The sequence below is a fragment of the Proteus sp. CD3 genome, from assembly GCF_008808075.1.
In the GTDB taxonomy this organism is placed as follows: Bacteria; Pseudomonadota; Gammaproteobacteria; order Enterobacterales; family Enterobacteriaceae; genus Proteus; species Proteus appendicitidis.
In genome coordinates this window covers 3,779,798-3,804,488 of record NZ_CP019686.1, presented here as the reverse complement: position 1 = coordinate 3,804,488, position 24,691 = coordinate 3,779,798, and the positions used below count along the sequence as shown (strand labels likewise).

At 39.4% G+C, this 24,691-nt stretch carries 21 protein-coding genes; 13 read left to right on the top strand and 8 right to left on the bottom strand.

Annotation, left to right across the window (positions count from 1 at the left end):
* Nucleotides 1–260 precede the first annotated feature (260 nt).
* Nucleotides 261–719: a GNAT family N-acetyltransferase gene (locus BTA34_RS16925; protein WP_151436544.1), complete on the bottom strand. Its 459-nt coding sequence runs from the start codon at nucleotides 717–719 to the stop codon at nucleotides 261–263.
* A 127-nt stretch (nucleotides 720–846) separates the two neighbouring features.
* Between BTA34_RS16925 and BTA34_RS16920 the strand changes: the two genes are divergently transcribed.
* The gene (locus tag BTA34_RS16920; protein WP_151436543.1) at nucleotides 847–2,334 is read left to right on the top strand and encodes a PLP-dependent aminotransferase family protein; all 1,488 of its coding nucleotides are present in this window, start codon (nucleotides 847–849) and stop codon (nucleotides 2,332–2,334) included.
* Nucleotides 2,335–2,389: 55 nt separating this feature from the next.
* Here the strand turns inward: BTA34_RS16920 and BTA34_RS16915 are convergent, their stop codons facing one another.
* The gene (locus BTA34_RS16915) at nucleotides 2,390–2,959 is read right to left on the bottom strand and encodes a class I SAM-dependent methyltransferase (protein ID WP_151436542.1); all 570 of its coding nucleotides are present in this window, start codon (nucleotides 2,957–2,959) and stop codon (nucleotides 2,390–2,392) included.
* Between the two features lie 465 nt (nucleotides 2,960–3,424).
* Between BTA34_RS16915 and asd the strand changes: the two genes are divergently transcribed.
* From asd to pepT, 3 genes are all read left to right on the top strand, one after another.
* Nucleotides 3,425–4,531 (top strand): aspartate-semialdehyde dehydrogenase, encoded by a 1,107-nt coding sequence (gene asd / locus BTA34_RS16910; protein WP_151436541.1) that lies wholly within the window; start codon nucleotides 3,425–3,427, stop codon nucleotides 4,529–4,531.
* Between the two features lie 448 nt (nucleotides 4,532–4,979).
* Nucleotides 4,980–6,527: an AbgT family transporter gene (locus BTA34_RS16905; RefSeq protein ID WP_151436540.1), complete on the top strand. Its 1,548-nt coding sequence runs from the start codon at nucleotides 4,980–4,982 to the stop codon at nucleotides 6,525–6,527.
* 41 nt (nucleotides 6,528–6,568) lie between these two features.
* Complete coding sequence (gene pepT, locus BTA34_RS16900) at nucleotides 6,569–7,804, top strand: peptidase T (protein ID WP_151436539.1); 1,236 nt, start codon at nucleotides 6,569–6,571, stop codon at nucleotides 7,802–7,804.
* 75 nt (nucleotides 7,805–7,879) lie between these two features.
* Here the strand turns inward: pepT and gyrB are convergent, their stop codons facing one another.
* From gyrB to dnaA, 4 genes are read right to left on the bottom strand one after another with little or no spacing between them, the layout of a single operon-like run.
* On the bottom strand, nucleotides 7,880–10,294 hold the full coding sequence (gene gyrB, locus BTA34_RS16895; RefSeq protein WP_151436538.1) for a DNA topoisomerase (ATP-hydrolyzing) subunit B: 2,415 nt from the start codon (nucleotides 10,292–10,294) through the stop codon (nucleotides 7,880–7,882).
* Nucleotides 10,295–10,314: 20 nt separating this feature from the next.
* A complete protein-coding gene (recF, locus tag BTA34_RS16890) occupies nucleotides 10,315–11,403 on the bottom strand; it encodes a DNA replication/repair protein RecF (RefSeq protein ID WP_151436537.1) in 1,089 nt (362 codons plus the stop codon).
* Nucleotides 11,404–11,414: 11 nt separating this feature from the next.
* Complete coding sequence (gene dnaN / locus BTA34_RS16885; protein ID WP_151436536.1) at nucleotides 11,415–12,518, bottom strand: DNA polymerase III subunit beta; 1,104 nt, start codon at nucleotides 12,516–12,518, stop codon at nucleotides 11,415–11,417.
* 4 nt (nucleotides 12,519–12,522) lie between these two features.
* Entirely contained in the window at nucleotides 12,523–13,923 is a 1,401-nt protein-coding gene (gene dnaA / locus BTA34_RS16880) for a chromosomal replication initiator protein DnaA (protein WP_151436535.1), read from the bottom strand.
* Nucleotides 13,924–14,701: 778 nt separating this feature from the next.
* On the opposite strand from dnaA, the gene rpmH reads away from it, so the two are divergent.
* From rpmH to BTA34_RS16835, 9 genes are all read left to right on the top strand, one after another.
* The gene (gene rpmH, locus BTA34_RS16875; protein ID WP_004246509.1) at nucleotides 14,702–14,845 is read left to right on the top strand and encodes a 50S ribosomal protein L34; all 144 of its coding nucleotides are present in this window, start codon (nucleotides 14,702–14,704) and stop codon (nucleotides 14,843–14,845) included.
* Between the two features lie 17 nt (nucleotides 14,846–14,862).
* Nucleotides 14,863–15,222, top strand: coding sequence for a ribonuclease P protein component (rnpA, locus tag BTA34_RS16870; RefSeq protein ID WP_071788569.1), 360 nt, complete (start codon nucleotides 14,863–14,865; stop codon nucleotides 15,220–15,222).
* Complete coding sequence (gene yidD / locus BTA34_RS16865; RefSeq protein ID WP_072064717.1) at nucleotides 15,186–15,446, top strand: membrane protein insertion efficiency factor YidD; 261 nt, start codon at nucleotides 15,186–15,188, stop codon at nucleotides 15,444–15,446. Before rnpA ends, yidD begins: the two co-directional genes overlap by 37 nt.
* A 2-nt stretch (nucleotides 15,447–15,448) precedes the next feature.
* Complete coding sequence (yidC, locus tag BTA34_RS16860; RefSeq protein ID WP_151436534.1) at nucleotides 15,449–17,089, top strand: membrane protein insertase YidC; 1,641 nt, start codon at nucleotides 15,449–15,451, stop codon at nucleotides 17,087–17,089.
* Nucleotides 17,090–17,219: 130 nt separating this feature from the next.
* Entirely contained in the window at nucleotides 17,220–18,584 is a 1,365-nt protein-coding gene (gene mnmE / locus BTA34_RS16855; protein WP_023583363.1) for a tRNA uridine-5-carboxymethylaminomethyl(34) synthesis GTPase MnmE, read from the top strand.
* Nucleotides 18,585–18,732: 148 nt separating this feature from the next.
* On the top strand, nucleotides 18,733–18,990 hold the full coding sequence (locus tag BTA34_RS16850; RefSeq protein ID WP_151436533.1) for a helix-turn-helix domain-containing protein: 258 nt from the start codon (nucleotides 18,733–18,735) through the stop codon (nucleotides 18,988–18,990).
* Between the two features lie 52 nt (nucleotides 18,991–19,042).
* On the top strand, nucleotides 19,043–20,143 hold the full coding sequence (locus BTA34_RS16845) for an AAA family ATPase (RefSeq protein WP_151436532.1): 1,101 nt from the start codon (nucleotides 19,043–19,045) through the stop codon (nucleotides 20,141–20,143).
* Nucleotides 20,136–20,810, top strand: coding sequence for a DUF4276 family protein (locus BTA34_RS16840; protein ID WP_151436531.1), 675 nt, complete (start codon nucleotides 20,136–20,138; stop codon nucleotides 20,808–20,810). The genes BTA34_RS16845 and BTA34_RS16840 overlap by 8 nt, the downstream gene beginning before the upstream one ends.
* 297 nt (nucleotides 20,811–21,107) lie before the next feature.
* Nucleotides 21,108–21,569, top strand: coding sequence for a DUF1097 domain-containing protein (locus tag BTA34_RS16835; protein WP_151436530.1), 462 nt, complete (start codon nucleotides 21,108–21,110; stop codon nucleotides 21,567–21,569).
* A gap of 99 nt (nucleotides 21,570–21,668) precedes the next feature.
* Here the strand turns inward: BTA34_RS16835 and BTA34_RS16830 are convergent, their stop codons facing one another.
* Both BTA34_RS16830 and BTA34_RS16825 read right to left on the bottom strand, forming a co-directional pair.
* Nucleotides 21,669–22,448: an ABC transporter ATP-binding protein gene (locus BTA34_RS16830; protein WP_151436529.1), complete on the bottom strand. Its 780-nt coding sequence runs from the start codon at nucleotides 22,446–22,448 to the stop codon at nucleotides 21,669–21,671.
* Between the two features lie 80 nt (nucleotides 22,449–22,528).
* A complete protein-coding gene (locus BTA34_RS16825; protein ID WP_151436528.1) occupies nucleotides 22,529–24,610 on the bottom strand; it encodes a TonB-dependent receptor in 2,082 nt (693 codons plus the stop codon).
* Nucleotides 24,611–24,691: the final 81 nt, after the last annotated feature.

Below are 24,691 nucleotides of genomic sequence, written 5' to 3'. Positions count from 1 at the left end.
GACCCTTTTCTTCTCATTCTTCTTTGCATGCTAATTTTTAAAGAATAAGAAAAAAGAGTTTGAACAAATCCGTGCAGAAGCACTAAATCACAATGCACAATTGTAGGCTTGTGAAGAAGCAAAAAAAGTTGGCAATGAGTTCTATTGCCAACAAGCGTTTAATTAACCCAAATTAAATCTAATAAATAACCCTAACTCAGAAAAGAGAAGGTAAATCTTGCCATCTCTTTTATACCCTATCTGTCTTACCTAATGTTCTTTTACAGCGCCATGCGGTATTCAATCACACCCGGTTTTTCTGCCACCCAGTTATATAAACGTTGACCGCGTAAGTTGGTTTCCTGCGTATGCCAATATAAACGAGCGCAATTACGCTGTTTTGCTTGTTGATTAACGAACTCAATAAGTTGCTTACCCACATGGCGACCACGCGTATCTGGTGAAACAAATAAATCTTCTAAATAACAGAAATCACTTTCAGCCCATGTTGAGCGATGAAAAAGATAGTGAACAAAGCCCAATACCTTTTTACCTTCCATCGCGATGGCACAATAAACAGGCTCTTTTTCGTCAAAGAAACGCGCCCATGTTTTTAATGTAATTTCTTCTGATAACTCAACTTTATAAAATGTTTGGTAATTTAACCAATGCGGCAACCATTGAGCATAATGCTCTTGCTCAACAAACTGAATTGAAACAGTTATTGGTGTTGTGCTCATCTCTTCACTTCCTTCTACTTTTATAAATGCTATAACAAGTTGTCACCTGCCTTTAATCGTGGTCATGGTACGTTTAATTTTGGCTCTCAATAAGGTACACTTTTTGTGTTTTTATAGGGTCCACTTTATGAAACAGAAAAAAACAGCTTATTTCCCTAACCTTGTTTTAGAAGAAGGGCCTATTGGCTCTCAGGTTTATCACGCGATCAGAAAGGCTATTTTAGATGGGCGCTTAACATCAGGTAGTCGTCTACCATCAAGCCGCACCTTAGCTGAAATGATGTCGATTTCCCGTAATTCTGTTATTGCCGGGTTTGAACGTTTAGTTGATGAAGGTTATTTATTTACTCGACGCGGTGCGGGTACTTTTGTTGCGAGCACAATCCCTGATGCCATTATTTCAGATACATGGTTTAAAACGACCGACTCAACTTCCTTACCGTCAATTGAAAGCCCCTTAGAAACGCTAAATCCGAATATGCAAAAAGCACAGGCTTTTTGGCAACAATCGCAACCGAATATCAATAGTAATCCGATATTTCATGTTGGTATTGGCTGTGTTGATCTTTTTCCACATGAACTTTGGGGAAGGTTATTAGGACGAGTTTGGCGGCAATCAAAAAAAGCACTCGCAACCTTTAATTCGCCAACTGGCTATACACCATTAAAAGAGATGATATGCCAATATATGCAATCAACTCGGGGTCTTTATTGCCAACCTGAACAAATCATTATTGTAAATGGAACACAGCAAGCGATTAATCTCACCGCCAGAGTGTTATTAAAAGAAGGTGATACTGTTTGGTTAGATGATCCTGGCTATGACAGCGCACGCGGGATCTTCGCATCTTATGGGATAAAATCGCACCCAATCAGCTCAGATATTGATGGAATGGATATTTCTCAAGGAATAGAGCAATGCCCTGAAGCAAAACTTGTTTTTACAACACCTTCGCATCAATTTCCTTTAGGTAATACCCTCTCACTTTCACGCCGTATTGCGTTATTAGAGTGGGCATCATCCAATAATGTGTGGATCTTCGAAGATGACTACAATAGTGAATTTCGCTATCACTCTAAACCCATTCAATCGCTACAAGGTTTAGATAAATATCAGCGCGTTATTTATGCCGGTACATTCTCAAAAATGATGTATCCCGGATTTCGTTTAGGCTTTTTAGTCGTTCCTTTACCTTTAGTTGATGCATTTAAAGCGGCTAAATATTATACCGATTCACATTCTGGCTTTTTAGAACAAGCAACTTTAGCGCTGTTTATTTCTCAAGGGCATTATGCACGCCATGTTAGACGAATACGAAAAGCCTGCTATGAACGCTATCAAGTGTTAACTAATGCCATAAAAACACATTTATCTCAGGTTTTCTGTGTTGAACCAACAGACTCAGGTATCCATATTGTCTGCTGGCTACAGGCTGGATATACAGAAGAATATATTGTAAAAAAATCACGAGAAATTGGATTAGCCATACAGCCTTTATCTCGTTATTGCATTCAAACTTACCCGAAACAAGGCGTATTATTAGGATATGCAGCTCATGATCCTATTGAAATTGAAAAGAGTATTATTTTGCTTGCTCAAGCATTATCTAAATAAATAACATTTATTCTTAGTTTTTATTTACCCTATAAACGTCGAGCAAGCTTTGTATTTACCCTATTTTATGTTTTGGCGTACAATAATAAACCCAAGCAGGAGGAACATTTCGCATAACTAATTTTTTTTCTAAATGAAAATAACGAGATAACGTTTTTTCATATCGAGTTGTATATTGGAATAATACAAAACAACCTTGGGTTTTTAATAACTCGTTATGCACTCTTTTTAAAACTCTTAAACCTGTTTTTTTAGGAATAGATAAAAAAGGTAGCCCTGAAATAATCATATTATAATGACTATTTAATTTCTCTGCCGATGCAGCATAAACCCTTAATCGATTATCATTAATTTTATCTAATTCTGTCGCAAAACTGGGTTCTATTTCAAAAACATCTAATGATGAATTTATCGACATTCTTTTTAAGATCTGTTGAGTAATAACACCTGTGCCAGCACCTAACTCAGCAACCTGAAGATCCTGTTGCCAATTGAGTTTATCTAACATTTCATAACATAACCAACGAGATGAAGGCGCAATAGTACCCATCGTGGTTGGTGAGATCACAAACCGTTTTAAATATGAGTAGTATGTAGATAATGGAATGAATGTGGATATATCCATCTTCGCCTCCTAGTGCCTTTTAATTAAGGTAAAATAATATTTAGATTAAATGAAGAATGTTCATCATTATTTTTATTTATGAAAATACATCATCCAGTGAATAACGACTTTCAGTATAAAGCGCGAAGGCATCTCTAAGTAAATACGTTTTTCTTATATATTACATTATTTTACATTTTCCTATTTTTACTCTATTTTCTTAAACAAGAATATATTTTTATTTATCCTAAAAAAGAAAATAAGATATAGCAGAATATTCTTACACTTTTATGTTTGGTTCTTTTTAACAACTCATTGATATTTGTTCGTTCTGTAGTTGTCTTTTGTTAACTCTACGAAGACTATAAGAAACACTTCTAATTCTTTGGTAAATAATCAATAAATTAACTTGCACCTATCTCTATATTTTGTCAGGTTAGTGTGAGGTCTCTCACTATTCCTACAGATAAAGACAGGGTAATTACAATGAAAAATGTTGGTTTTGTGGGCTGGCGTGGTATGGTCGGCTCCGTTTTAATGCAAAGAATGGTTGAAGAACGTGATTTTGATGGGATAAACCCTGTTTTCTTCACCACATCTCAATTAGGTGAAGCAGCACCCGCTTATGGTAACCACCGTAGCACTCTGCAAGATGCTTATGACATTGATACCTTAGCATCACTCGATATTATCATTAGTTGCCAAGGTGGTGACTACACCAATGAAATCTATCCAAAACTGCGTCAAGCCGGTTGGCAAGGTTACTGGATTGATGCCGCATCAGCATTACGTATGAATGATGATGCCGTTATTATTCTCGATCCTGTTAATGGACAACATATTCAAGACAGCTTAAATAAAGGCATTAAAGCCTTTGTCGGTGGTAACTGCACCGTCAGTTTAATGCTAATGTCATTAGGTGGTCTGTTTGCTAACAATTTAGTGGAATGGGCAAGCGTATCGACTTATCAAGCAGCTTCTGGGGCGGGCGCTCGCCATATGAGAGAGTTACTGTCACAGATGGGCTCTTTACATAATCAAGTGGTTAAAGAGCTAGAAAACCCAGCCTCTGCAATCTTAGATATTGAACGTAAAGTCACTAACTTTACGCGCAGTGGCACAATGCCTACCGAACAATTTGGTGTTCCTCTTGCGGGTAGCTTGATCCCTTGGATTGATAAACAACTAGAAAACGGTCAAAGCCGCGAAGAGTGGAAAGGGCAAGCTGAAACTAACAAGATCTTAAATACAGGCTCTAATATCATTCCTGTGGATGGTCTTTGTGTTCGTATTGGTGCATTACGTTGCCATAGTCAAGCATTCACCTTAAAACTGAAAAAAGACTTACCTGTTGCAGAGATTGAACAGCTACTCGCAAACCATAATGATTGGGTAAAAGTCATCCCTAATGATCGTGAATTAACTATGCGTGAATTAACACCAGCAGCAGTCACAGGTACATTGAGCACACCAGTAGGTCGTATTCGTAAACTGAATATGGGCCCTGAATTTATTTCAGCCTTTACAGTGGGTGACCAACTGTTATGGGGTGCCGCAGAGCCTTTACGTCGTATGCTGAATATTCTGCGTTAATATGAGTTATTTAGAATATCGACCATTTTTAGAAAATGAAAATGGTTGATATTCTTATTCTAAATAATCATTAGCTTTATTTTTTATTTCTCATCCCTTCTTTTTCTCATAAAATTTTTTTGAATTTTTCATATTTTATTTATTTTAATTTTATGACTCGGTATAAAATATATTTTCTACAATAGTTTCAAAAATAACGCTAAAGAATTCAGGCAGATTATTCAGCATAATCCACCTCTTTTTATTCAAAACAGAGTGTGAAAATAAATAAATTATTTTTTAACAACTAAAAGTAATGATGACAAACATTTAAATATAATAATTTCTAATATATTATTTATTTTATAGAAACTGCGGTAACTACTTATTATTTAAAAATAAATTTACTTTTTATTGTCATTTATTTAAGGTGATTTTTATTACTTTTATAAAAAGATGCATTATAAATATGACAACGCAAACACAACCCAATAAAAAAGGTTTTTTAAACCGAGTCGAACGCATTGGCAATATCATGCCTGATGTTACTATGTTGTTCGTTTACGCCTTAGTGATCTGCTGGATATTTTCATTCTTCCTCTCTTTTGTTCATTTTGATTATTTCCACCCAGTGACTAAAGAGAAAATCGCCGTTATTAATATGTTTCAATATGAAGAGATCATATTATTTGTGACAAGTGCGGTGAAAAATTTCATTAGCTTTCCTCCACTTGGAATAACGATTGTTGCAACATTAGGAATTGGTATTGCAGAAAGCAGTGGTTTTATTAAAACGGCTCTAAAAAAAATGCTTTCGTTTATTTCTCCTAAAATGCTGACACCAACAGTTGTGTTTGTTGGTATTGTTGCGCACTTAGCTTCCGACTCTGCTTACGTTATTCTTATGCCCGTCTCTGCGATGATGTTCTATGCCAGTGGTCGTCATCCTTTAGCAGGTATCGCGGCCTCATTTGCAGGTTTGGCGGGTGGATTTACAGCAAGTTATACACCGTCAATTATTGACCCAATAATGCAAAGCTTTACTCAGGAAGCGGCGCAAATTATGGCTCCGGGATATAGCGTTAACGTTTTATGTAACTACTTTTTTAGCGTAGGTGGAACATTTGGCGTTATTTTAACTTGTTGGTATATCACTGAAAAAATTGTCGAGCCTTGGTTAAATAAAAACTGCCCTGTCTCTTCTGGTATTGATACCAAAGATGCAGAGTTAGGTGAAATTACACCAACAGAAAAACGAGCATTCCGTTTTGCGGGTTGGGCAGTGGTGCTAATGGGGATTGGTTTATTTGCACTGTTATTACCAGAAACCTCACCATTACGTTCACCAGAAGGCAGTTTAACCAGCCCTAAAGCCCCAATTATGCAAATTGTGGTACCTTTACTGTTTATCTTCTTCTCTGTACCCGGTTTAATCTATGGCTATATGACCAAGTCTTTTGCTTCCACAAAAGATATTGTCAAAGCAATGGAAAATATCACTAACTCGTTGATCCCATTTATCGTTTTTGCCTTTTTTGCTGCTCAGTTCCTTTACTCTTTCCAACACTCAAATTTAGGAACTTTATTAGCATTATCAGGTGCAGAGTTACTGCGTACACTTAATATGCCTTCAGGTATGACGGTATTAGGTGTCATTTTGCTGACTGCGATTTTAAATATCATGATCACCTCAGCAACATCAAAATGGGCTGTGATTGCACCAGTATTAGTGCCAATGTTAATGGCTGTCGGAATTTCACCTGAATTAACCCAAGCTGCGTTCCGTGTCAGTGATTCCGCAATGAATGTGAGTACACCGATGTTCCCATTCTACCCACTGATTTTGATGTATTGCCAAAAATACTATAAAGGGGCGGGTATCGGTACATTGTGCTCCATGATGATCCCTTTCACTATTGGCTTGCTTATTGTATTAACGGCGACACTGTTTATCTTCTGGGGACTCGATATTCCTCTCGGTTTTGACAGTGGATATACATGGCAACCAGCATCATAACTCACACTTATAAAAATAACTGTATTAGGAACAAGATGATAATGAACACCCTAGGTCAAAAGTTAGAACAGCGTTTCTTCCGTTATCTGGCAATTGAAAGCCAAAGTGATGCATCAGCTTCTGTGGTACCCAGTACGCAAGGGCAACTTGAGTTAGCAAAGTTACTGGCTAAAGAGTTGGAAACTTATGGGCTAAAAGATATCTATATCGATTCTCATGCCATTTTATATACAATGAGACCAGGTACTAAACCCAATGCCCCTAAAGTTGGATTTGTTGCTCATCTTGATACGGTTGATGTCGGTATTTCACCTGATATTCACCCACAAACACTGCGTTATGAAGGGAAAGATCTCTGCTTAAATAAAGAGAAGGATATCTGGTTTAAAGCGCAAGAGCACCCTGAAGCCGAGCCTTATATTGGTGAAGAGATTATCTTTAGTGATGGTACAAGCGTATTAGGCGCTGATAATAAAGCGGCGATCACCGTTGTTATGGAGTTAATGGATAAACTTCAACATGCTGATTTTGATTGTGGCGATATCTATGTTGCGTTTGTCCCTGATGAAGAGATTGGATTGCGCGGTTCAAAACTGATGGATTTATCTCGCTTCAACGTTGATTTTGCTTACACCATTGATTGCTGTGCATTAGGAGAAGTTGTGTATGAAACCTTTAATGCGGCATCAATTAACGTGTCTGTAAAAGGTGTGACTGCACACCCAATGTCTGCGAAAAACGTATTATTAAATCCAATTCGTGTTGCTCATGATTTTATTGGCTGTTTTGACCGTTTTGATACCCCCGAGCACACCGAGCACCGTGAAGGTTATTTCTATGTCACTGATTTAATCGCCAATCCTGATAATGCGGTCATCAAAATGGCTATTCGTGATTTTGACAAGCAGAGTTATGAAGCTCGCAAACAGTTTATTAAACAGTCTGTTGCTTTGATCCAAGCTCGCCACCCTCGTGCGCAAATCGACTATGAGATTGTCGATGTGTATAGCAATATCAGTGATTCAATTGGGGAAGATCGCACCGCTATCGAACTTATTTTTGAAGCATTAAAACAATTAGATATTCAACCTAATGTGATCCCAATGCGAGGAGGTACAGATGGCTCTGCACTTTCAGCACGAGGCTTGCTCACACCTAACTATTTTACAGGTGCGTTGAATTTCCACTCTCGTTTTGAATTTTTACCTGTTAGCTCCTTTGAAAAGAGTTATTTAGTGACAGAAATGCTGTGCCGTTTGGTCGGTCAACGCGGATAAACGTGATTGTTGTAGCCAACAAAAAAGCGGAGCCATTTTTACAGCTCCGCTTTTTTTATCTCATCGAATCTAAAACTAGATATCAATATTTGCCGCTTTCAGCGCATTCTCTTCGATAAAGGCACGACGAGGTTCAACCGCATCACCCATTAAGGTGGTGAACAATTCATCAGTTGCAATCGCATCTTTCACAGTGACTTGCATCATACGACGTGTATCTGGGTTCATAGTGGTTTCCCATAATTGTTCTGGGTTCATTTCACCAAGACCTTTATAACGCTGTACCGCAAGACCACGACGTGATTCTTTTGTTAACCACTCAAGAGCTTCTTCAAAACTTGAAATTGGCTGACGACGCTCACCACGCTCAATAAACGCACCCTCTTCAATTAGGTTACCGATAATGTCACCTAAATGCGTAATACGTTGATATTCGCTACTGTGGATAAAGTCATAATCCAATTTGTAGTCTGTATCCACGCCATAAGTACGAATACGTAATACAGGTTCGAACAGGCGGTTTTCATCGTTTTGAGCAATAGTGTAGCTATAAGTACTGCCTTGATCTTCCGCTTCATTTAAGCGATTAACCAAGCCACTCATCCACTCTTCGACTTTAGCTTTATCAGATAACGCATCTTCTGTCAGCGTTGAGTGATACACCAAGCTGCTTAACATGCTAAGTGGATAGATACGCTCCATACGACGAATAATCTTGTGCGCTGCATGGTAATCAACAACCAGTTTTTCAAGTTGCTCACCGTGCATTGCTGGTGCGTGTTCACTCACATAAAGTGCTGCGCCATCAAGAGCGATCGACATCAGATACTCGTCCATTGCGTCGTCATCTTTAATGTATTGCTCTTGTTTACCTTTCTTCACTTTGTAAAGTGGTGGCTGAGCAATAAAGATATGACCACGTTCGATAATTTCTGGCATTTGACGATAGAAGAAAGTCAGTAGCAGAGTACGAATGTGAGAACCATCGACGTCCGCATCCGTCATGATGATAATGCTGTGATAACGCAGTTTGTCTGGGTTATATTCATCACGACCGATACCACAACCTAATGCAGTGATTAACGTTGCGACTTCTTGAGAAGCCAGCATTTTATCAAAGCGCGCTTTTTCAACGTTGAGGATCTTACCTTTTAACGGAAGAATAGCCTGTGTTTTACGGTTACGCCCTTGTTTTGCAGAGCCACCCGCAGAGTCCCCTTCCACTAAATACAGTTCAGAGAAAGCAGGATCACGTTCGGAACAGTCCGCTAATTTACCCGGTAAGCCACCTAAATCTAATGCGCCTTTACGACGTGTCATTTCACGCGCTTTACGTGCAGCTTCACGCGCACGAGCAGCATCAATGATTTTACCAACAACGATTTTCGCGTCATTTGGATTTTCTAACAGATATTCCACCAGCTTCTCATTCATCAGCGTTTCTACCGCTGTTTTCACTTCTGAAGAAACCAGTTTATCTTTTGTTTGTGATGAGAATTTAGGATCAGGAACTTTAACAGAGATAACCGCAATCAAGCCTTCACGAGCGTCATCACCCGTTGCACTGATTTTCGATTTCTTATTAAATCCTTCTTTATCCATATAGTTGTTTAATGTACGTGTCATTGCAGTACGGAAACCAACTAAGTGAGTACCACCATCACGTTGTGGAATATTGTTGGTAAAGCAATAAACGTTCTCTTGGAAACCATCATTCCACAGCATTGCCACTTCCACACCAATGCCATCTTTTTCAGTTGAGAAATAGAATACATTTTGGTGAATTGGTGTTTTATTACGGCTTAAGTATTCAACAAATGCTTTAATACCGCCTTCATAGTGGAAATGATCTTCACGGTTATCACGTTTATCAATTAAACGGATAGAAACACCTGAGTTTAAGAATGACAACTCACGAAGACGTTTTGCTAGGATCTCATACTGGAATTCAGTCTCGCCTTTAAAGGTTTCAAGACTTGGCCAGAAGCGTACAAATGTCCCTGATTTTTCAGTATCGCCAATCACTTTTAAGCGATCATCAGGCACACCATGACGATAAATTTGTTGATGGATATTTCCATCACGATGGATTGTCAGTTCAAGTTTTTCAGACAACGCATTAACAACAGAAACCCCTACACCATGAAGCCCACCAGAGACTTTATAGGAGTTATCATCGAATTTACCCCCCGCATGCAGAACGGTCATAATAACCTCTGCTGCTGAGACACCCTCTTCTGGGTGAATGCCGGTTGGAATTCCACGACCATCATCTCGAACAGAGACGGAGTTATCTGAATGGATAGTGACAATTATCTCATCACAGAAACCCGCGAGGGCTTCGTCGATTGCGTTGTCGACCACCTCGAAGACCATGTGATGCAGACCGGTTCCATCATCTGTATCCCCGATATACATCCCCGGGCGCTTACGCACCGCATCCAGCCCTTTTAATACTTTGATACTTGAGGAGTCATATGTATTCGACATCAACGTTTCTCGCTTTATTCCTATGGTTTAACCTCTATTTTGCCACGTTCTACGCTAAATAGCCTGCTATTTACATCTAGCATATCTTTCACTTGCCCTTGTGTTATCGCACTGACAAACACTTGAGCTTGCGTAGACTTTAGACGCTCGGCTAACAACTGGCGCCGACTTGCATCTAATTCGGAAGCAAAATCATCGAGCAGATACAGGCATCTTTGCCCATTCTTACGAGTGAAATATTCACCTTGTGCCAGCCTCAAAGCACACATCAACAACTTGAGCTGGCCTCGTGACAACATATCTTCTACTGGCGTGCCGTTTGCTCTAATACGTAAATCCGCTTTATGAGCGCCAAGTGAGGTATACGCTAACATTTTATCACGTTCAAATTGACGTGCTAGCAACTCACCGTAATCTGTTTCTTTATCCCATCCCCGTTGGAAGCTGACTTTCAACGAAAACTCAGGCAAAAACAGACGACACGTTTCTTCAATATCTTTAGCGATATCTTCGGTATATTTAGCTCGCCATTCACTTATCTGTTCTGTTAGTAAGATAAGTTCTTTATCCCAAGGCATCAGTTGTCGATAAGACGTTGCTTGCCTCAGTGCTGCATTACGTTGTTTTAATACACGTTTTAAATCTGACCATGCAGCAAAAAATCGAGGTTCATTATGAAAACAACCCCAATCAATAAAAGCGCGACGATATTTAGGTCCACCATTCAGTAGCGTAAAGCCTTCAGGTGTTATTAATTGCATGGGTAACAATTTTGCTAACTCTGCAATTTTATGACCATCGCTGCCATCAATACGAACTGTACTATTGCCTTCGCGATCTTTACTTAATCCAATCGCATAACCACGGCTCTCTTCATTTAGCCCACTTAAGCGCCCATGAAGAATAAATTCATTTTCATCATGCTGGATCACGCGATTAGCTTGAGAGCTACGAAATGCGCGTCCGTGACCTAATGTGTAAATCGCTTCAAGTATACTTGTTTTGCCACTCCCGTTAGGCCCCACAAGGAAATTAAAGCCATCCGCTAATGGCAGATCCGCCTGTTCAATATTTCTAAAATGACGGATCAATAAACGGGATAAAATCATGTTAGTGACTATTATAAACGCATTGGCATAACAACATAAGCGGCCGCAGAACTTGCCATATTCTCCACTTGAACACTTGAAACCGCATCGGTTAGCAGAAGCTTAACTTCTTCACATTTCAATGTGTTAAGTACATCAAGGAGGTAACTGACATTAAAGCCAATTTCCATGTCTTCGCCTTGATATTGAACATCAACAATCTCTTCTGCTTCTTCTTGCTCAGGATTGTTTGCTGTAATTTTCAATTGACCGTTAGTAAGGTTTATACGCACACCACGGAATTTTTCATTGGATAAAATGGCAGCACGAGAAAATGCCTGTTTAAGAATATCACAGCCCGCAGTTACAGTTTTCGTTGGGTTTTTCGGTAATACTCGACGATAGTCAGGGAAACGACCATCAACCAACTTCGAGGTGAAAATAAAATCACCTACATGCGCACGAATATTATTACTACCGATTTGCAGCTGCAGTGAACTTTCACCCGCGCCATCAAGTAAACGCATTAATTCAATGACACCTTTACGAGGAACAATAACAGAATGCCCCGGTAAAGATTGTCCAATATCCATTGAACATACCGCTAAACGGTGTCCATCTGTTGCAACTGTGCGTAACTCTGTATTTTCAGTTTCAAACAACATACCGTTGAGGTAATAACGCACATCTTGATGCGCCATTGAAAATTGAGTGGACTCAATTAGACGTTTTAATGTTGCTTGAGGCAAAGTAAATTCAACCTCACTTTGCCAGTCATCTAAATTAGGAAAATCAGATGCAGGTAATGTTGATAAGGAGAAGCGACTACGACCTGAACGCACTAATAGGCGATCACCATCAAGCTCTACACTAATTTCAGCACCTTCTGGTAGCCCACGCCAAATATCAAAAAACTTACGCGCAGGAACAGTTGTGGCGCCAATTTCATGAGATAGGCTAAGATTAACTCTTGCCACCATCTCCATTTCAAGGTCAGTGCCAGTTAGCGATAAGGTATTTTCAGTTACCTTAAGCAATAAGTTACCTAAAATAGGTAATGTTGGACGACCACCTAAAGGGCCACTTACTTGTTGTAGCGGCTTAAGAAGCTGTTCACGTTCAATGATAAATTTCATAGCGCTAGGATGATAATGTTCTGATTAAGTTAGAAAAATCTTCTTTGATGTCATGACTTTCTTCACGCAATTGCTCTATTTTTCGGCATGCATGAAGGACTGTTGTATGATCACGACCACCAAAGGCATCCCCGATTTCAGGCAAGCTGTGGTTTGTTAATTCCTTCGCCAGCGCCATTGCCATTTGCCTCGGACGGGCAACCGATCGGGATCTCCGCTTTGACAGCAAATCAGCGACTTTAATTTTATAATATTCAGCAACTGTTTTTTGAATATTATCGATAGTGACTAATTTTTCCTGCAAGGCAAGCAGATCACGTAATGCTTCACGTACAAAGTCAATAGTAATCGCGCGACCTGTAAAGTTTGCGTTAGCAATCACTCGGTTTAATGCACCTTCAAGCTCACGGACGTTAGAACGAAGTCTTTTAGCAATAAAAAAGGCCACTTCGTCGGGTAACTGAATTTGGTTTTCGTCCGCTTTTTTCATCAAAATCGCCACTCGGGTTTCAAGTTCAGGTGGCTCAATAGCAACCGTTAATCCCCAACCAAAGCGTGATTTTAATCTGTCTTCAACACCATTTATCTCTTTAGGATAACGGTCTGACGTTAAAATAATTTGCTGATTACCCTCTAACAATGCGTTAAAGGTATGAAAAAATTCTTCTTGTGAACGCTCTTTATTGGCAAAAAATTGAATATCATCAATTAATAGTGCATCCACTGAACGGTAATAGCGTTTAAAGTCTTCTATCGCATTATTTTGTAATGCTTTTACCATATCTTGTACGAAACGTTCAGAATGCATATACACGACTTTTGCATTCGCTTTACGTTCCATAATGCTGTTACCCACCGCATGTAACAAGTGCGTTTTACCAAGCCCTGTTCCACCATATAAAAAGAGTGGGTTATAAGCTCCACCTGGGTTATCAGCAACTTGCCTTGCCGCTGCTCTTGCTAACTGGTTTGATTTACCTTCAACGAAGTTATCAAACTTATGTTTAGGGTTAACGTTAGAACGATAATTGAGTTCAGGCAGCTGAGACGCGGGTTGATTATCCCAACTAGGGCGAACAGGCTGACTATGGGGAGGAGCTGTATTTACTGTTGGATGTACAACAGCTTTAGGAATACTTTCCGTAGTACGTGCTGATGCCGGTTTATTACCCACTTCAAAACGTAAAGAAGGGACTTCAGAGCCACAAAAATCCACTAATAATGCGTTGATATTATTAATGTATTTTTCTCTTACCCAATCTAAGACAAAACGATTAGGTGCATACAGCGCCAGCGTATTATCGCTTAGTTCTGCCTGCAAGGGACGTATCCACATACTAAATTCAGTGGCAGGTAACTCATCCTGCAATCGGGCAAGACAATGCTGCCAAAGCGAAAGTGACACGGCGGACTCCCCTAAAAAACAAGACTAAAAAATAAACAGGAAAAATGCAGTTAAACAATGTAGTTAAACAATGCAATCAAACAATGCAGTTAAACACTGTGCGCCTAAATACAAAGTGCACAACACCGTTCCTCTTCAATTCTTAATAAGGAACAACTCTTGGTGACAACGATTTTTTTACATCGTGACTCACGATCGCAGACTGGCTATTCTGATCGTGACGGGGGATCATATCGCAAAATGAAACGAAGATCCTCTTTCTTTTGCACAGTTTTTATGGTTTTTATCCACAGGCTTGCTGATTTACGATAATTCACCAAATGAAATATGCAAAGGCGTTCTAGTGTACTTGAGTCGCCCTATAAATAGCAATTGGGGATAACTTTCTCTTCACATAAATATCCCTTTCTTATAGAAAGCGATCAAATATCTCTCATTTGATCCACTAAAGATCCTTGCGCTTTCACCATGAGTCCGTATAATCTTGCACCCTGCGTGCTTGTACCAACAAAGTCACTTATTAAGACCTTTTTTAGGTCGCTAATAAGCGTACTCGTTGCGCATAAGTCAGGATTGATTATCGGGTTTGCTAAAAAAGACGACAAAAATCGGTACTTAAAGCGTCATCTTCATTGACGCATTTGAGTGATTTTATTACAATCCCGCATCTTTCCATCATTGATGCTGCGATTGAAGTACTGGTTTGTTTATTTATTGCACGCCTGTCTGTCAACGCATTTGCTGAATCAGTAATTATATTAAGTAGGTAGAAATCGCCATGAAACGCACTTTTCAACCGTCTGTACTGAAGCGCAACCGTAACCACGGCTTCCGCGCTCGTATGGCCACTAAAAATGGTCGTCAGGTTCTGGCTCGCCGTCGTGCGAAAGGCCGCGCTCGTCTGACCGTTTCTTCGAAATAATAAAAGCTAACCATTCCGTGGTTAAGCTCGCTTTTCCAAGGGAGTTACGTTTGTTAACTCCCAAGCATTTCAATTTTGTTTTCCAGCAACCACAACGTGCGAGTTCTCCAGAAGTTACTATTTTGGGTCGCCAGAATGAGCTGGGGCATCCCCGCATCGGTCTAACAATCGCAAAGAAAAACGTTAAACGTGCTCATGAGCGCAATCGTATTAAACGATTAGCCCGTGAATACTTTCGTTTACATCAGCACGAATTACCGCCGATGGATTTTGTGCTATTAGTAAGAAAAGGGGTTGCTGAACTTGATAACCATCAATTGACGGAAGTGTTGGGTAAATTATGGCGTCGTCATTGTCGCTTGGCTCAAAAGTCCTGATCTTGCTGATTAGGGGCTATCAACTGGGGATTAGTCCTCTGTTGGGGCCTCGTTGTCGTTTTAATCCTACGTGCTCTAATTACGGAATTGAGGCATTGCGCAGGTTTGGAATGATAAAAGGTAGTTGGTTAACAGTGAAACGCATATTAAAATGCCACCCTTTACACGAAGGTGGTGATGATCCTGTCCCACCTAGAAAAAACGACGATAACAGAGAAAATTAACGATGGATTCGCAACGCAATCTTCTATTCATCGCTTTGCTGTTCGTTTCTTTCCTGATCTGGCAGCAGTGGGAGGGTGATAAAGTTTCACAAAACACCACCACTACCGCACAGGTCTCGCAACAAGCGGACGTGCCAAGCAGTGATAGTCTTGCTGTAACTGGTAACAGCAATGAGCAGGCAAAATTGATTACCGTAAAAACTGACGTACTTGATCTTCGCATCAATACTCAGGGCGGTACTATCGATGAGGCTGATTTGTTAGCCTATCCCGCCGAGCTTAATTCGACAACACCTTTCCGTTTACTGGAAACTACACCACAATTCCTGTATCAGGCTCAAAGTGGCTTAATCGGCCCTGATGGTCCAGATCAGAAATCTCGCCCAGTTTATAGTGCTGATAAAAACGAATTTGTACTTGGTGAAAACCAAGATGAATTACGTGTACCTATGACTTTCGTAAATGAAGAAGGCGTAAAATTCGTCAAAACCTTCATTCTGAAGAAAGGTCAGTACGATATCGGTATTGATTACAAAATTGAGAATACAACAGATAAAACATTGACCATGAACTTCTACGGTCAGTTAAAACAATCTGTTAAATTGCCAGAAAGCCGTGATACAGGTAGCAGCAACTTTGCGCTACACACTTATCGTGGTGCGGCATACTCATCAGATGAAACCAACTATAAAAAATACAGCTTTGGTGATATCGAAGATAAAAACTTATCTCTAACCACCAATAATGGTTGGGTTGCAATGTTACAACAGTACTTTGCAACAGCATGGGTTCCTTCTAAAGAGAGTCAGAACAATAACTTCTACTCTATCACTTTAGAAAACAAATCTATTGCTCTGATTGGTTATAAATCAGCGCCGGTGACAATTGCACCAAATAGTAGTGCTGATATCAGCTCAACATTATGGGTTGGTCCTGAAATTCAGTCAGAAATGTCAGCTATTGCGCCACATTTAGACCTATCTGTAGACTACGGTTGGTTATGGTTTATCTCTCAGCCACTGTTTAAACTGTTGAAATTCCTTCACAGCTTTATCGGTAACTGGGGCTTCTCCATCATCATGATCACCTTTATCGTTCGTGGTATCATGTACCCGCTGACTAAAGCGCAGTACACCTCCATGGCAAAAATGCGTTTACTGCAACCAAAACTGGCTGCACTGCGTGAACGTATTGGTGATGACAAACAACGTATGAGCCAAGAAATGATGGCGTTATACAAACAAGAGAAAGTGAATCCTCTGGGTGGTTGTTTACCACTAATTATCCAGATGCCAATCTTCCTTGCATTGTATTACATGCTAATGGGTTCTGTTGAATTACGTCATGCGCCATTTATGTTATGGATCCAAGACTTATCTGCGCAAGATCCGTACTACATTCTGCCATTATTAATGGGTGTGACAATGTTCGTCATTCAGAAACTGTCTCCTACAGCAGTGACTGACCCGATGCAACAAAAAATCATGACCTTTATGCCGGTTGTATTTACCGTATTCTTCCTGTGGTTCCCATCAGGTCTGGTTCTGTACTATATCGTCAGTAACTTAGTGACCATTATCCAGCAGCAGTTAATTTACCGCGGTCTGGAAAAACGTGGCTTACACAGCAGAGACAAAAAATAAGGTCACATGAGGAAAAACCTCTTCCTTGGTTACATTCAAAGGAAAGTGACATAAAATAGCGAAGGCGGTCTACAATGACCGCCTTCTGTTTTTTATATTGATATGATGATTCTGATTAAGCGAGTACACCATGCATAGCACTGATACTATCGTCGCTCAGGCCACACCTCCGGGAAGAGGCGGTGTTGGTATCCTGCGCGTTTCTGGCCCTAAAGCAGCACTTGTGGCACAAACTGTCTTAGGTAAATTACCTAAACCTCGTTATGCCGATTATCTGCCATTTCGCAATGATGATAACTCAGTGCTTGATCAGGGTATCGCCCTTTTCTTCCCAAATCCGAACTCATTTACAGGCGAAGATGTTCTAGAACTACAAGGTCATGGCGGCCCCGTTATTCTGGATTTATTACTAAAACGTATCTTACAAATTCCCGGTGTGCGTATTGCTAACCCTGGTGAATTTTCTGAACGCGCATTCTTAAACGACAAACTCGACTTAGCACAAGCCGAAGCCATTGCCGATTTAATTGATGCCAGCTCAGAACAAGCGGCACGTTCAGCGATTAATTCATTACAAGGTGCATTTTCCTCTCATATTAACGAAATGGTAGAGTCATTAACTCACTTGCGTATCTATGTTGAAGCTGCCATTGATTTCCCTGATGAAGAGATTGATTTTCTTTCTGACGGGATCATTGAAGGAAAACTTAACGCTGTTATTGCTGAATTAGATGATGTTCGTGCTCAAGCTCGCCAAGGTAGCCTATTACGTGAAGGGATGAAAGTGGTTATCGCGGGTCGCCCTAATGCGGGTAAATCAAGCTTATTGAATGCATTAGCAGGCCGAGAAGCAGCGATTGTTACCGATATTGCCGGCACAACGCGTGATGTATTACGTGAACATATTCATATTGATGGTATGCCTTTGCATATTATCGATACAGCAGGCTTACGTGAAGCCAGTGATGAAGTTGAACGTATTGGTATTGAGCGGGCTTGGAAAGAGATTGAGCAAGCAGACAGAGTGCTATTTATGGTTGATAGCACCACAACCGATGCCACAACACCCGAAGATATCTGGCCTGAATTTATGGCTCGTTTGCCAAATACCTTGCCTGTTACTGTTATTCGTAACAAATCAGATTTAACAGGGGAAAATGTCGAGATCACGGCACAAGGTAATTACCCGATGATCCGCTTATCCGCACGCGATGGAATGGGTATTGAATTGCTGCGCGATCACCTAAAAGAAGCCATGGGCTTTAATAGTAATACAGAAGGTGGTTTCTTAGCGCGTCGTCGCCATCTACAAGCCTTAAATACTGCAGCAGAGCACTTACAACAAGGCCATGAGCAACTGGTTTATGCAAAATCAGGCGAGTTATTGGCAGAAGAATTAAGACTGGCTCAGCAAGCATTAAGCGAAATCACAGGCGAATTTACCTCTGATGACTTATTAGGTCGTATTTTCTCTAGTTTCTGTATTGGGAAGTAATCACTCATATTTACCTGCTATACCGTGTAAACATGCTTTTAACGGTTATAGCAGGTAAAATCAAATCTACACGCTATAGCCATTAAGTCTTGAACTACACGCTATAACCGGTATATTAGACATTAACGCCTATAACCGGTAGAACATAATGATCATAATTAACGCCTATCAGCTCAGCGTGCATCTAAAAGATGTACGATTAACAAAAAAGCTTTCTCAAGGTAAAGTCGCCCAAAAAGTAGGAATTCGACAAGACACCGTCTCCAATTTTGAACTTAACCCTAATTCCACCAAACTCGAAACCTTTTTCAAGCTACTCTCTGCACTGAATTTAGAGATGGAAATTCATCCTAAAGATGCTAAAAATAGTTTAGCACGTAAAAGTGAATGGAAAGAGGAGTGGTAAATGGCGCACAGTAATAGAAAAGCATATTATCTAAACTTGAGAGAGCAAAGTTATGAGTAACTCTTTAAATAAAGTCACCATTAAGGGCTTCAAATCTATTCAAAATTTAGAAAATTTTGAACTCACCAAACTTAACATCATTGTTGGAGCTAATGGCGCAGGAAAAAGTAATTTTATCGCTTTTTTTCAGCTACTCCGTGCACTTATTGATGGCAATTTAAATCGTTTTGTACGTGATAGTGGAGGTGCTAACGATTTACTTTTTTGTGGCCCTAAAACGACTAAAAAAATTGAGTTTTCCACTCAATTTGATATTAGAGGCTTTCGCTTTAATTTAGTTGCTACGCCAAGTAATGATGCCGCGATTGAAGATGAAGCAAGATATTATCGAGGTAGTGGTTGGTGGGAATTAGGGGATAGTTCCATAGGTGTCTCTAAAATGGTCTCTGAAGTCACTAATAAAATGACCGACGCGAAATACTCAAAACCCGTTTATGATGCCATTACATCTTGGAAGATCTACCACTTTCACGATACCAGTTCTACTGCGCCTATGCGCGGTGAAGAAATTATCCAAGATAATAAAGTACTAAGATGGAATGCTTCTAATATTGGTTCATTTTTATTAAAACTTAAAAATGACTATCAAAATGAATATAAAGATATTGTTAACGCTATTAAATTAGTAACTCCTTTTTTTGATGAGTTTCTGCTTGAGCCTTTTACACGGGGAGAAAAAGAGGTTGTAAACCTGACTTGGTTACAAAAAGGGTCTGATTATCCAATGCAACCTTATCACCTATCAGATGGTTCAATTCGCTTTATTTGCCTCGCAACAGCCTTACTACAACCCAATCCACCTGCAACCATTATTATCGATGAACCAGAATTAGGATTACACCCTGCGGCAATAGCTATATTAGCTGAATTAATCAAAGCTGCTTCTGAGCGCACTCAAGTTGTTGTTGCGACTCAATCCCCTGAGTTAATTAATTATTTTTCAATCGAAAATATTATTGTTGTAAATAGAAAAGAAGGTGCATCAACATTTGAACGATTGAAAGAGAAAGATTATCAAACATGGCTAGAAAACTATTCAGTCGGTGAATTATGGAATAAAAATATCATTACTGGAGGCCCAGTAAATGAATAATTACATAGAAGTCATTGCGATTGTTGAAGGAAGAACGGAGCAAATATTTATAGAAAGAGTTTTAACTCCCTATCTCGCTCCTCAGAATATTTTTATGACTGCAACACAGATATCTAAGCCCGGCCAAAAAGGGGGTGATGTCAAATTTAGTCGTGCTGAAAAAGATATTGGATTATTTCTAAAACAGCGTCCAAACACTATTGTGACTCAATTTTTTGATTATTATGGCTTAAAAGAATGGCCTAATTTGCACATTATCACGACACAAACACATACTGAAATTGCTCGATTATTGAATGATGCAACATTAGAGCAAATAGTACAAAACTATGGTACTTATCAAGCCGAAAATAGGTTTATTCCTTACATCGCTATGCATGAATTTGAATCTCTTTTATTTAGCGATGAAGAAATTCTCGCAGATGAACTTAATGTCAATGTTAATATAATTAACGATATCATCACTGAAAATGAAGAGCCTGAAAAAATTAATAATAGTCGAGAAACTGCACCATCAAAAAGGCTAAATAAGCTAAAAACATCTGGCGAATTTAAAAAAACGATTGATGGCATAGCTATAGCTAAACGAATAGGTATAGAAAAAATGCGCCAGCGTTGTCCTTTATTTAACGAATGGTTAATTAAAATAGAATCAAAACTTAAATAGCCAATTCATAGTAACCAGTTAATTTAAACTTCTTAATTAACTTAAAGAATAAAAGATAATTAATATTTTTCTTTAATTACCTTTTATTCACCTGCAAATTAATTAACTATTTCGACAACGCAAACGTTTACTTTCTGTTTTTATTTTTTCTAATAAAAAGAGATATTAAATATCGCATAAATACGCATCTTAATTATGCTTTTTAATGATCTAAATATAGTAAATCAACTAATGACAATGCTAAACTTCGCCTTTAGTTAACTGGGTAAATATCCCCCTTGTATTTAAGAGTCTATCGTGAGAACGCTTTATTTTACTGCGCTGACAACAGGTATTCTTTCTGCCATTTGGGCATTTGTTGCTAATCAATTTGACTTATTAAGCTGGGCTGGCTTTTTAGGTTGTACCGCCTATTTTGCTTATCCTAAAGAGGGTATTAAAGGATTAGCCGTTACTATGGCGACCATAATGAGTGGCGTAATTTGGGCATTGGCGATTATTTATGGTAGCCAAGTCTTTAGTGATATTTCTATTTTTGGCTATGCTGTCACGGGTGTTATTGCCTTTGTTATGTGTATTCAAGCCAAAAGTACGCTACTTGCTTATATTCCCGGCACCTTTATTGGTGCATGCACAATATTTGCTGCTCAAGGGGATCTCTTTCAAACCATTCCTTCATTAATCGTTGGCGTTTTATTTGGTTATTCGATGAAAATGAGTGGGCTTTGGGTTGCCAATAAATGGCCGAAAACAGCGTAATTGATTTATGCTAACCTAAATCTAAAAGCGGTATTTAGTCATGCTAAAGCCGCTTTTTGTTTCTCAGCAACGCAGTCAGTAGCGTAGTTAGCAATATCGTTAGCAAGGTACAATCATTGGTGTTCCCACAACAGGATCAGGAATAATTTGGCATTCCAAATCAAAAACTTGTTTAATTAACGCTTGATTGATAATAGATTTTGGCTCCCCTTGCGCAATGATTTTTCCTTTCACCATCACGACCAAATTATCTGCATAGCGACACGCTTGGTTTAAATCATGTAAAACGGCAACGACAGTACTCCCTTGTTGCTGATTGAGCTTTCGAAATATATTGAGTAATTCAATTTGATAAGCAATATCCAAATACGTTGTTGGCTCATCTAACAGTAAAATTTCTGTTTGTTGCGCTAATATCATCGCGACCCAAACACGTTGCCGTTGACCGCCAGATAGCGAATCTACCGTTTTATCTGCAAATTCGACAATCCCTGTCTCTTTCATTGCTGTTTCTACGGCTAACTTATCTTCTCGGCTCCATTGGTGCATAAAACTTTGATGTGGGAAGCGTCCTCTTGCCACTAAATTAGCCACGCTGATCCCAGAAGGCGCTTGCATCGTTTGTGGTAATAACGCGATTTGGCGAGCCAGTTTTTTGGTTGGCAATGTCGTTAAAGGCCGATCATCTAATGAAACATGACCTGATAATGGTTTTAATAAACAACACAAGCTACGCAATAGCGTTGATTTACCACAACCATTGGGACCAATAATGACGGTAACTTTTTTATCAGGAATAGAAAGCGAAATATCGTGGCAAATCGTTGTCTGTTGATATCCCAACTGTAAAGAATGTGTCTGTAATCGGCTATTGTGCATAACATTGTCTTTTTATTGAATGATCACATTAAGCAAAATAAGGGTGATAAATAAACATCACCCTTTGCTGTGATTTATATTTAGAAACGAACTTCTACTGAAGCACCAATCATGCGAGGACGCTGGTAAATAGCGGTATCTTTATTATTATCAGGAATAAGAATTCGCTTATCTGAATCAAATAAGTTCTGGGCAAATAACGTTGTTCTACCCCATGTAAAGTTATAGCCAAGCTGTAAATTAGCTAACCAGAAACTATCTACTTTGCCACTATCTGCATTATTCGCATTCGAGAAGTAATCCCCCGAAAATTGAACATTACCGCTAATATCCATAGCCTGTGTTAATTGATATTTAGCACCAACATTCGCCGTATAACTTGGCGCTCGGGCTAACTCTTTTCCTTCAATACCACTGTTGCCAAAGTCTTTGATTTTAGTTTTTAATAAACCAACACCTGTATTTAACTCAAGAGAGTCTATTGGTTGATAAGCAATTGTTAATTCGGCACCGTAAGTTTCAACTTTTTTCGCATTACGAATAGTGGAAGAATTTGGCCCTAAATAGAAAGGCAGTTGCATATCCTTGTAGTCGTTGTAAAACAAATTCGTCATCACACTTAACTTGTTATCCAACAGGTTATTACGTGTATAGAGACTATAATTCCACACATACTCAGGTGAATACACATAAGTGACAATCGGCTGACCAATAGTCACACCCGCACCACCACCGTTATAACCTCGACCAACAGCAAAACCGACAGTTTGATTCACAGCGGGTTTCCATGCGATATCCGCTTTAGGGAGAAACGTGTTATAGGTTTCATCAAAATCGATAGCAACGGCTTTACTTCCCCCATTACGCGTGTGGTGCTCTCGTTCAAAACGCCCTGATAAGGTGACATCAATTTCAGGGAATAACGCATAAGTTAATGAACCATAAGCCGAAGCCGTTTCTGTTTTATCGTCAAAGTAACTACCACCAAAGATATTCACAAACTCATCTTGTTTAGCATGGAAATAACGCAGACCAAAAATCCCACTTAATGCTTCACTGTCTGTTTTAAAGCGTAACATTGGCTCAAACTCAAACTCTTTCGCATCGATATCTGCACGAGGGCTTTGTGCTTCAGTTAAGCGACGCGTTGAGAAATCGGTATAAATCAGTGTATTTTCTACACTTAAATTATTATTGGCTTCCCATGTTGTATTTAAAATACCACTCGTTGTTTTACGTTTAATCACAGGGCGAAAACGTGAGGGTGCATTTGGCGCTAAATTGCTCGCCATATTGGCCTCATTTTGCGGTGATCGACTATCAAGATGGCTAACGGTTAGCTTGGCTTTAAAATCAGGATTATCTAAAGAGTCATAAAGCAGTTTTCCACGAAATGTATTGGAATGGATATCGCGCGGATCACCCGTTGGCGAGTATTTATCCATATGCACAAAGCTTTCACGCTCTTGTCTTTCTGCGGTAAAACGAAATGCTAATTTATCTTCAATCAGTGGACCTGACGTCATCACCGCATATTCACGAAAATCTTGCTGACCCGCACCCAGTTTTACTGCATTTTCCCAATAGAATGTTGGATCTTGGGTTTTAACCAAAATCGCGCCCGCAATAGCATTACGACCTTGAACATAACTTTGTGGATCACGGAAAATTTCAACCGTATTTACATCCCATAATGATTGAGCGCCATAGCCAAATTCGTTATAGGTAAATGAGCGACCATCAACAGAGAAGTTAACTCTCGGGCGTGTACCACCTAAAAAAGCAATGGCACCTTGGGCAGGTCCTGAACCATCAACACCACGAATGGCAGGTAACGCATTACTATTCCCGTTATCAACAATATTAGGAGTCATTTGTAGTAATGTGTTCACATCTGCATTGGGTATAGCTTCTATTTTTTTCGCATCATAGACTGTGACACTGGAGCCTGTGTCATAGATAGATTTATTCAGTTTTTCACCCGTCACAATTAATACATCCACTTTTTCATCGTGTTTTTTGTTATCTTGTGACGTTGATGTTTTTTCTATTTCTTGTGCATTTACATTAGGAACGACAATACATAAAGTGCCTAACAAAGCTGTTTGCACAAGTGTTGTTATTGTCGCTTTTTTAGCGTGTAGAGTAAGAACTGTAGACATAAGTCTATACCTTTCATGCCATAGAGCATGCCATTAGACGATTTATAAAATACCCTCATTACATCCCAAATGTTTAATTAG

Coding starts and splice junctions, on each gene's coding strand:
- asd (WP_151436541.1), top strand. CDS start 3,425: ATGAAAAATGTTGGTTTTGTGGGCTGGCGTGGTATGGTCGGCTCCGTT.
- recF (WP_151436537.1), bottom strand. CDS start 11,403: ATGATTTTATCCCGTTTATTGATCCGTCATTTTAGAAATATTGAACAG.
- mnmE (WP_023583363.1), top strand. CDS start 17,220: ATGCATAGCACTGATACTATCGTCGCTCAGGCCACACCTCCGGGAAGA.
- BTA34_RS16920 (WP_151436543.1), top strand. CDS start 847: ATGAAACAGAAAAAAACAGCTTATTTCCCTAACCTTGTTTTAGAAGAA.
- BTA34_RS16840 (WP_151436531.1), top strand. CDS start 20,136: ATGAATAATTACATAGAAGTCATTGCGATTGTTGAAGGAAGAACGGAG.
- gyrB (WP_151436538.1), bottom strand. CDS start 10,294: ATGTCGAATACATATGACTCCTCAAGTATCAAAGTATTAAAAGGGCTG.
- rpmH (WP_004246509.1), top strand. CDS start 14,702: ATGAAACGCACTTTTCAACCGTCTGTACTGAAGCGCAACCGTAACCAC.
- BTA34_RS16830 (WP_151436529.1), bottom strand. CDS start 22,448: ATGCACAATAGCCGATTACAGACACATTCTTTACAGTTGGGATATCAA.
- BTA34_RS16850 (WP_151436533.1), top strand. CDS start 18,733: ATGATCATAATTAACGCCTATCAGCTCAGCGTGCATCTAAAAGATGTA.
- BTA34_RS16825 (WP_151436528.1), bottom strand. CDS start 24,610: ATGTCTACAGTTCTTACTCTACACGCTAAAAAAGCGACAATAACAACA.
- dnaN (WP_151436536.1), bottom strand. CDS start 12,518: ATGAAATTTATCATTGAACGTGAACAGCTTCTTAAGCCGCTACAACAA.
- pepT (WP_151436539.1), top strand. CDS start 6,569: ATGAACACCCTAGGTCAAAAGTTAGAACAGCGTTTCTTCCGTTATCTG.
- BTA34_RS16845 (WP_151436532.1), top strand. CDS start 19,043: ATGAGTAACTCTTTAAATAAAGTCACCATTAAGGGCTTCAAATCTATT.
- BTA34_RS16915 (WP_151436542.1), bottom strand. CDS start 2,959: ATGGATATATCCACATTCATTCCATTATCTACATACTACTCATATTTA.
- yidD (WP_072064717.1), top strand. CDS start 15,186: ATGGCGTCGTCATTGTCGCTTGGCTCAAAAGTCCTGATCTTGCTGATT.
- BTA34_RS16925 (WP_151436544.1), bottom strand. CDS start 719: ATGAGCACAACACCAATAACTGTTTCAATTCAGTTTGTTGAGCAAGAG.
- BTA34_RS16905 (WP_151436540.1), top strand. CDS start 4,980: ATGACAACGCAAACACAACCCAATAAAAAAGGTTTTTTAAACCGAGTC.
- yidC (WP_151436534.1), top strand. CDS start 15,449: ATGGATTCGCAACGCAATCTTCTATTCATCGCTTTGCTGTTCGTTTCT.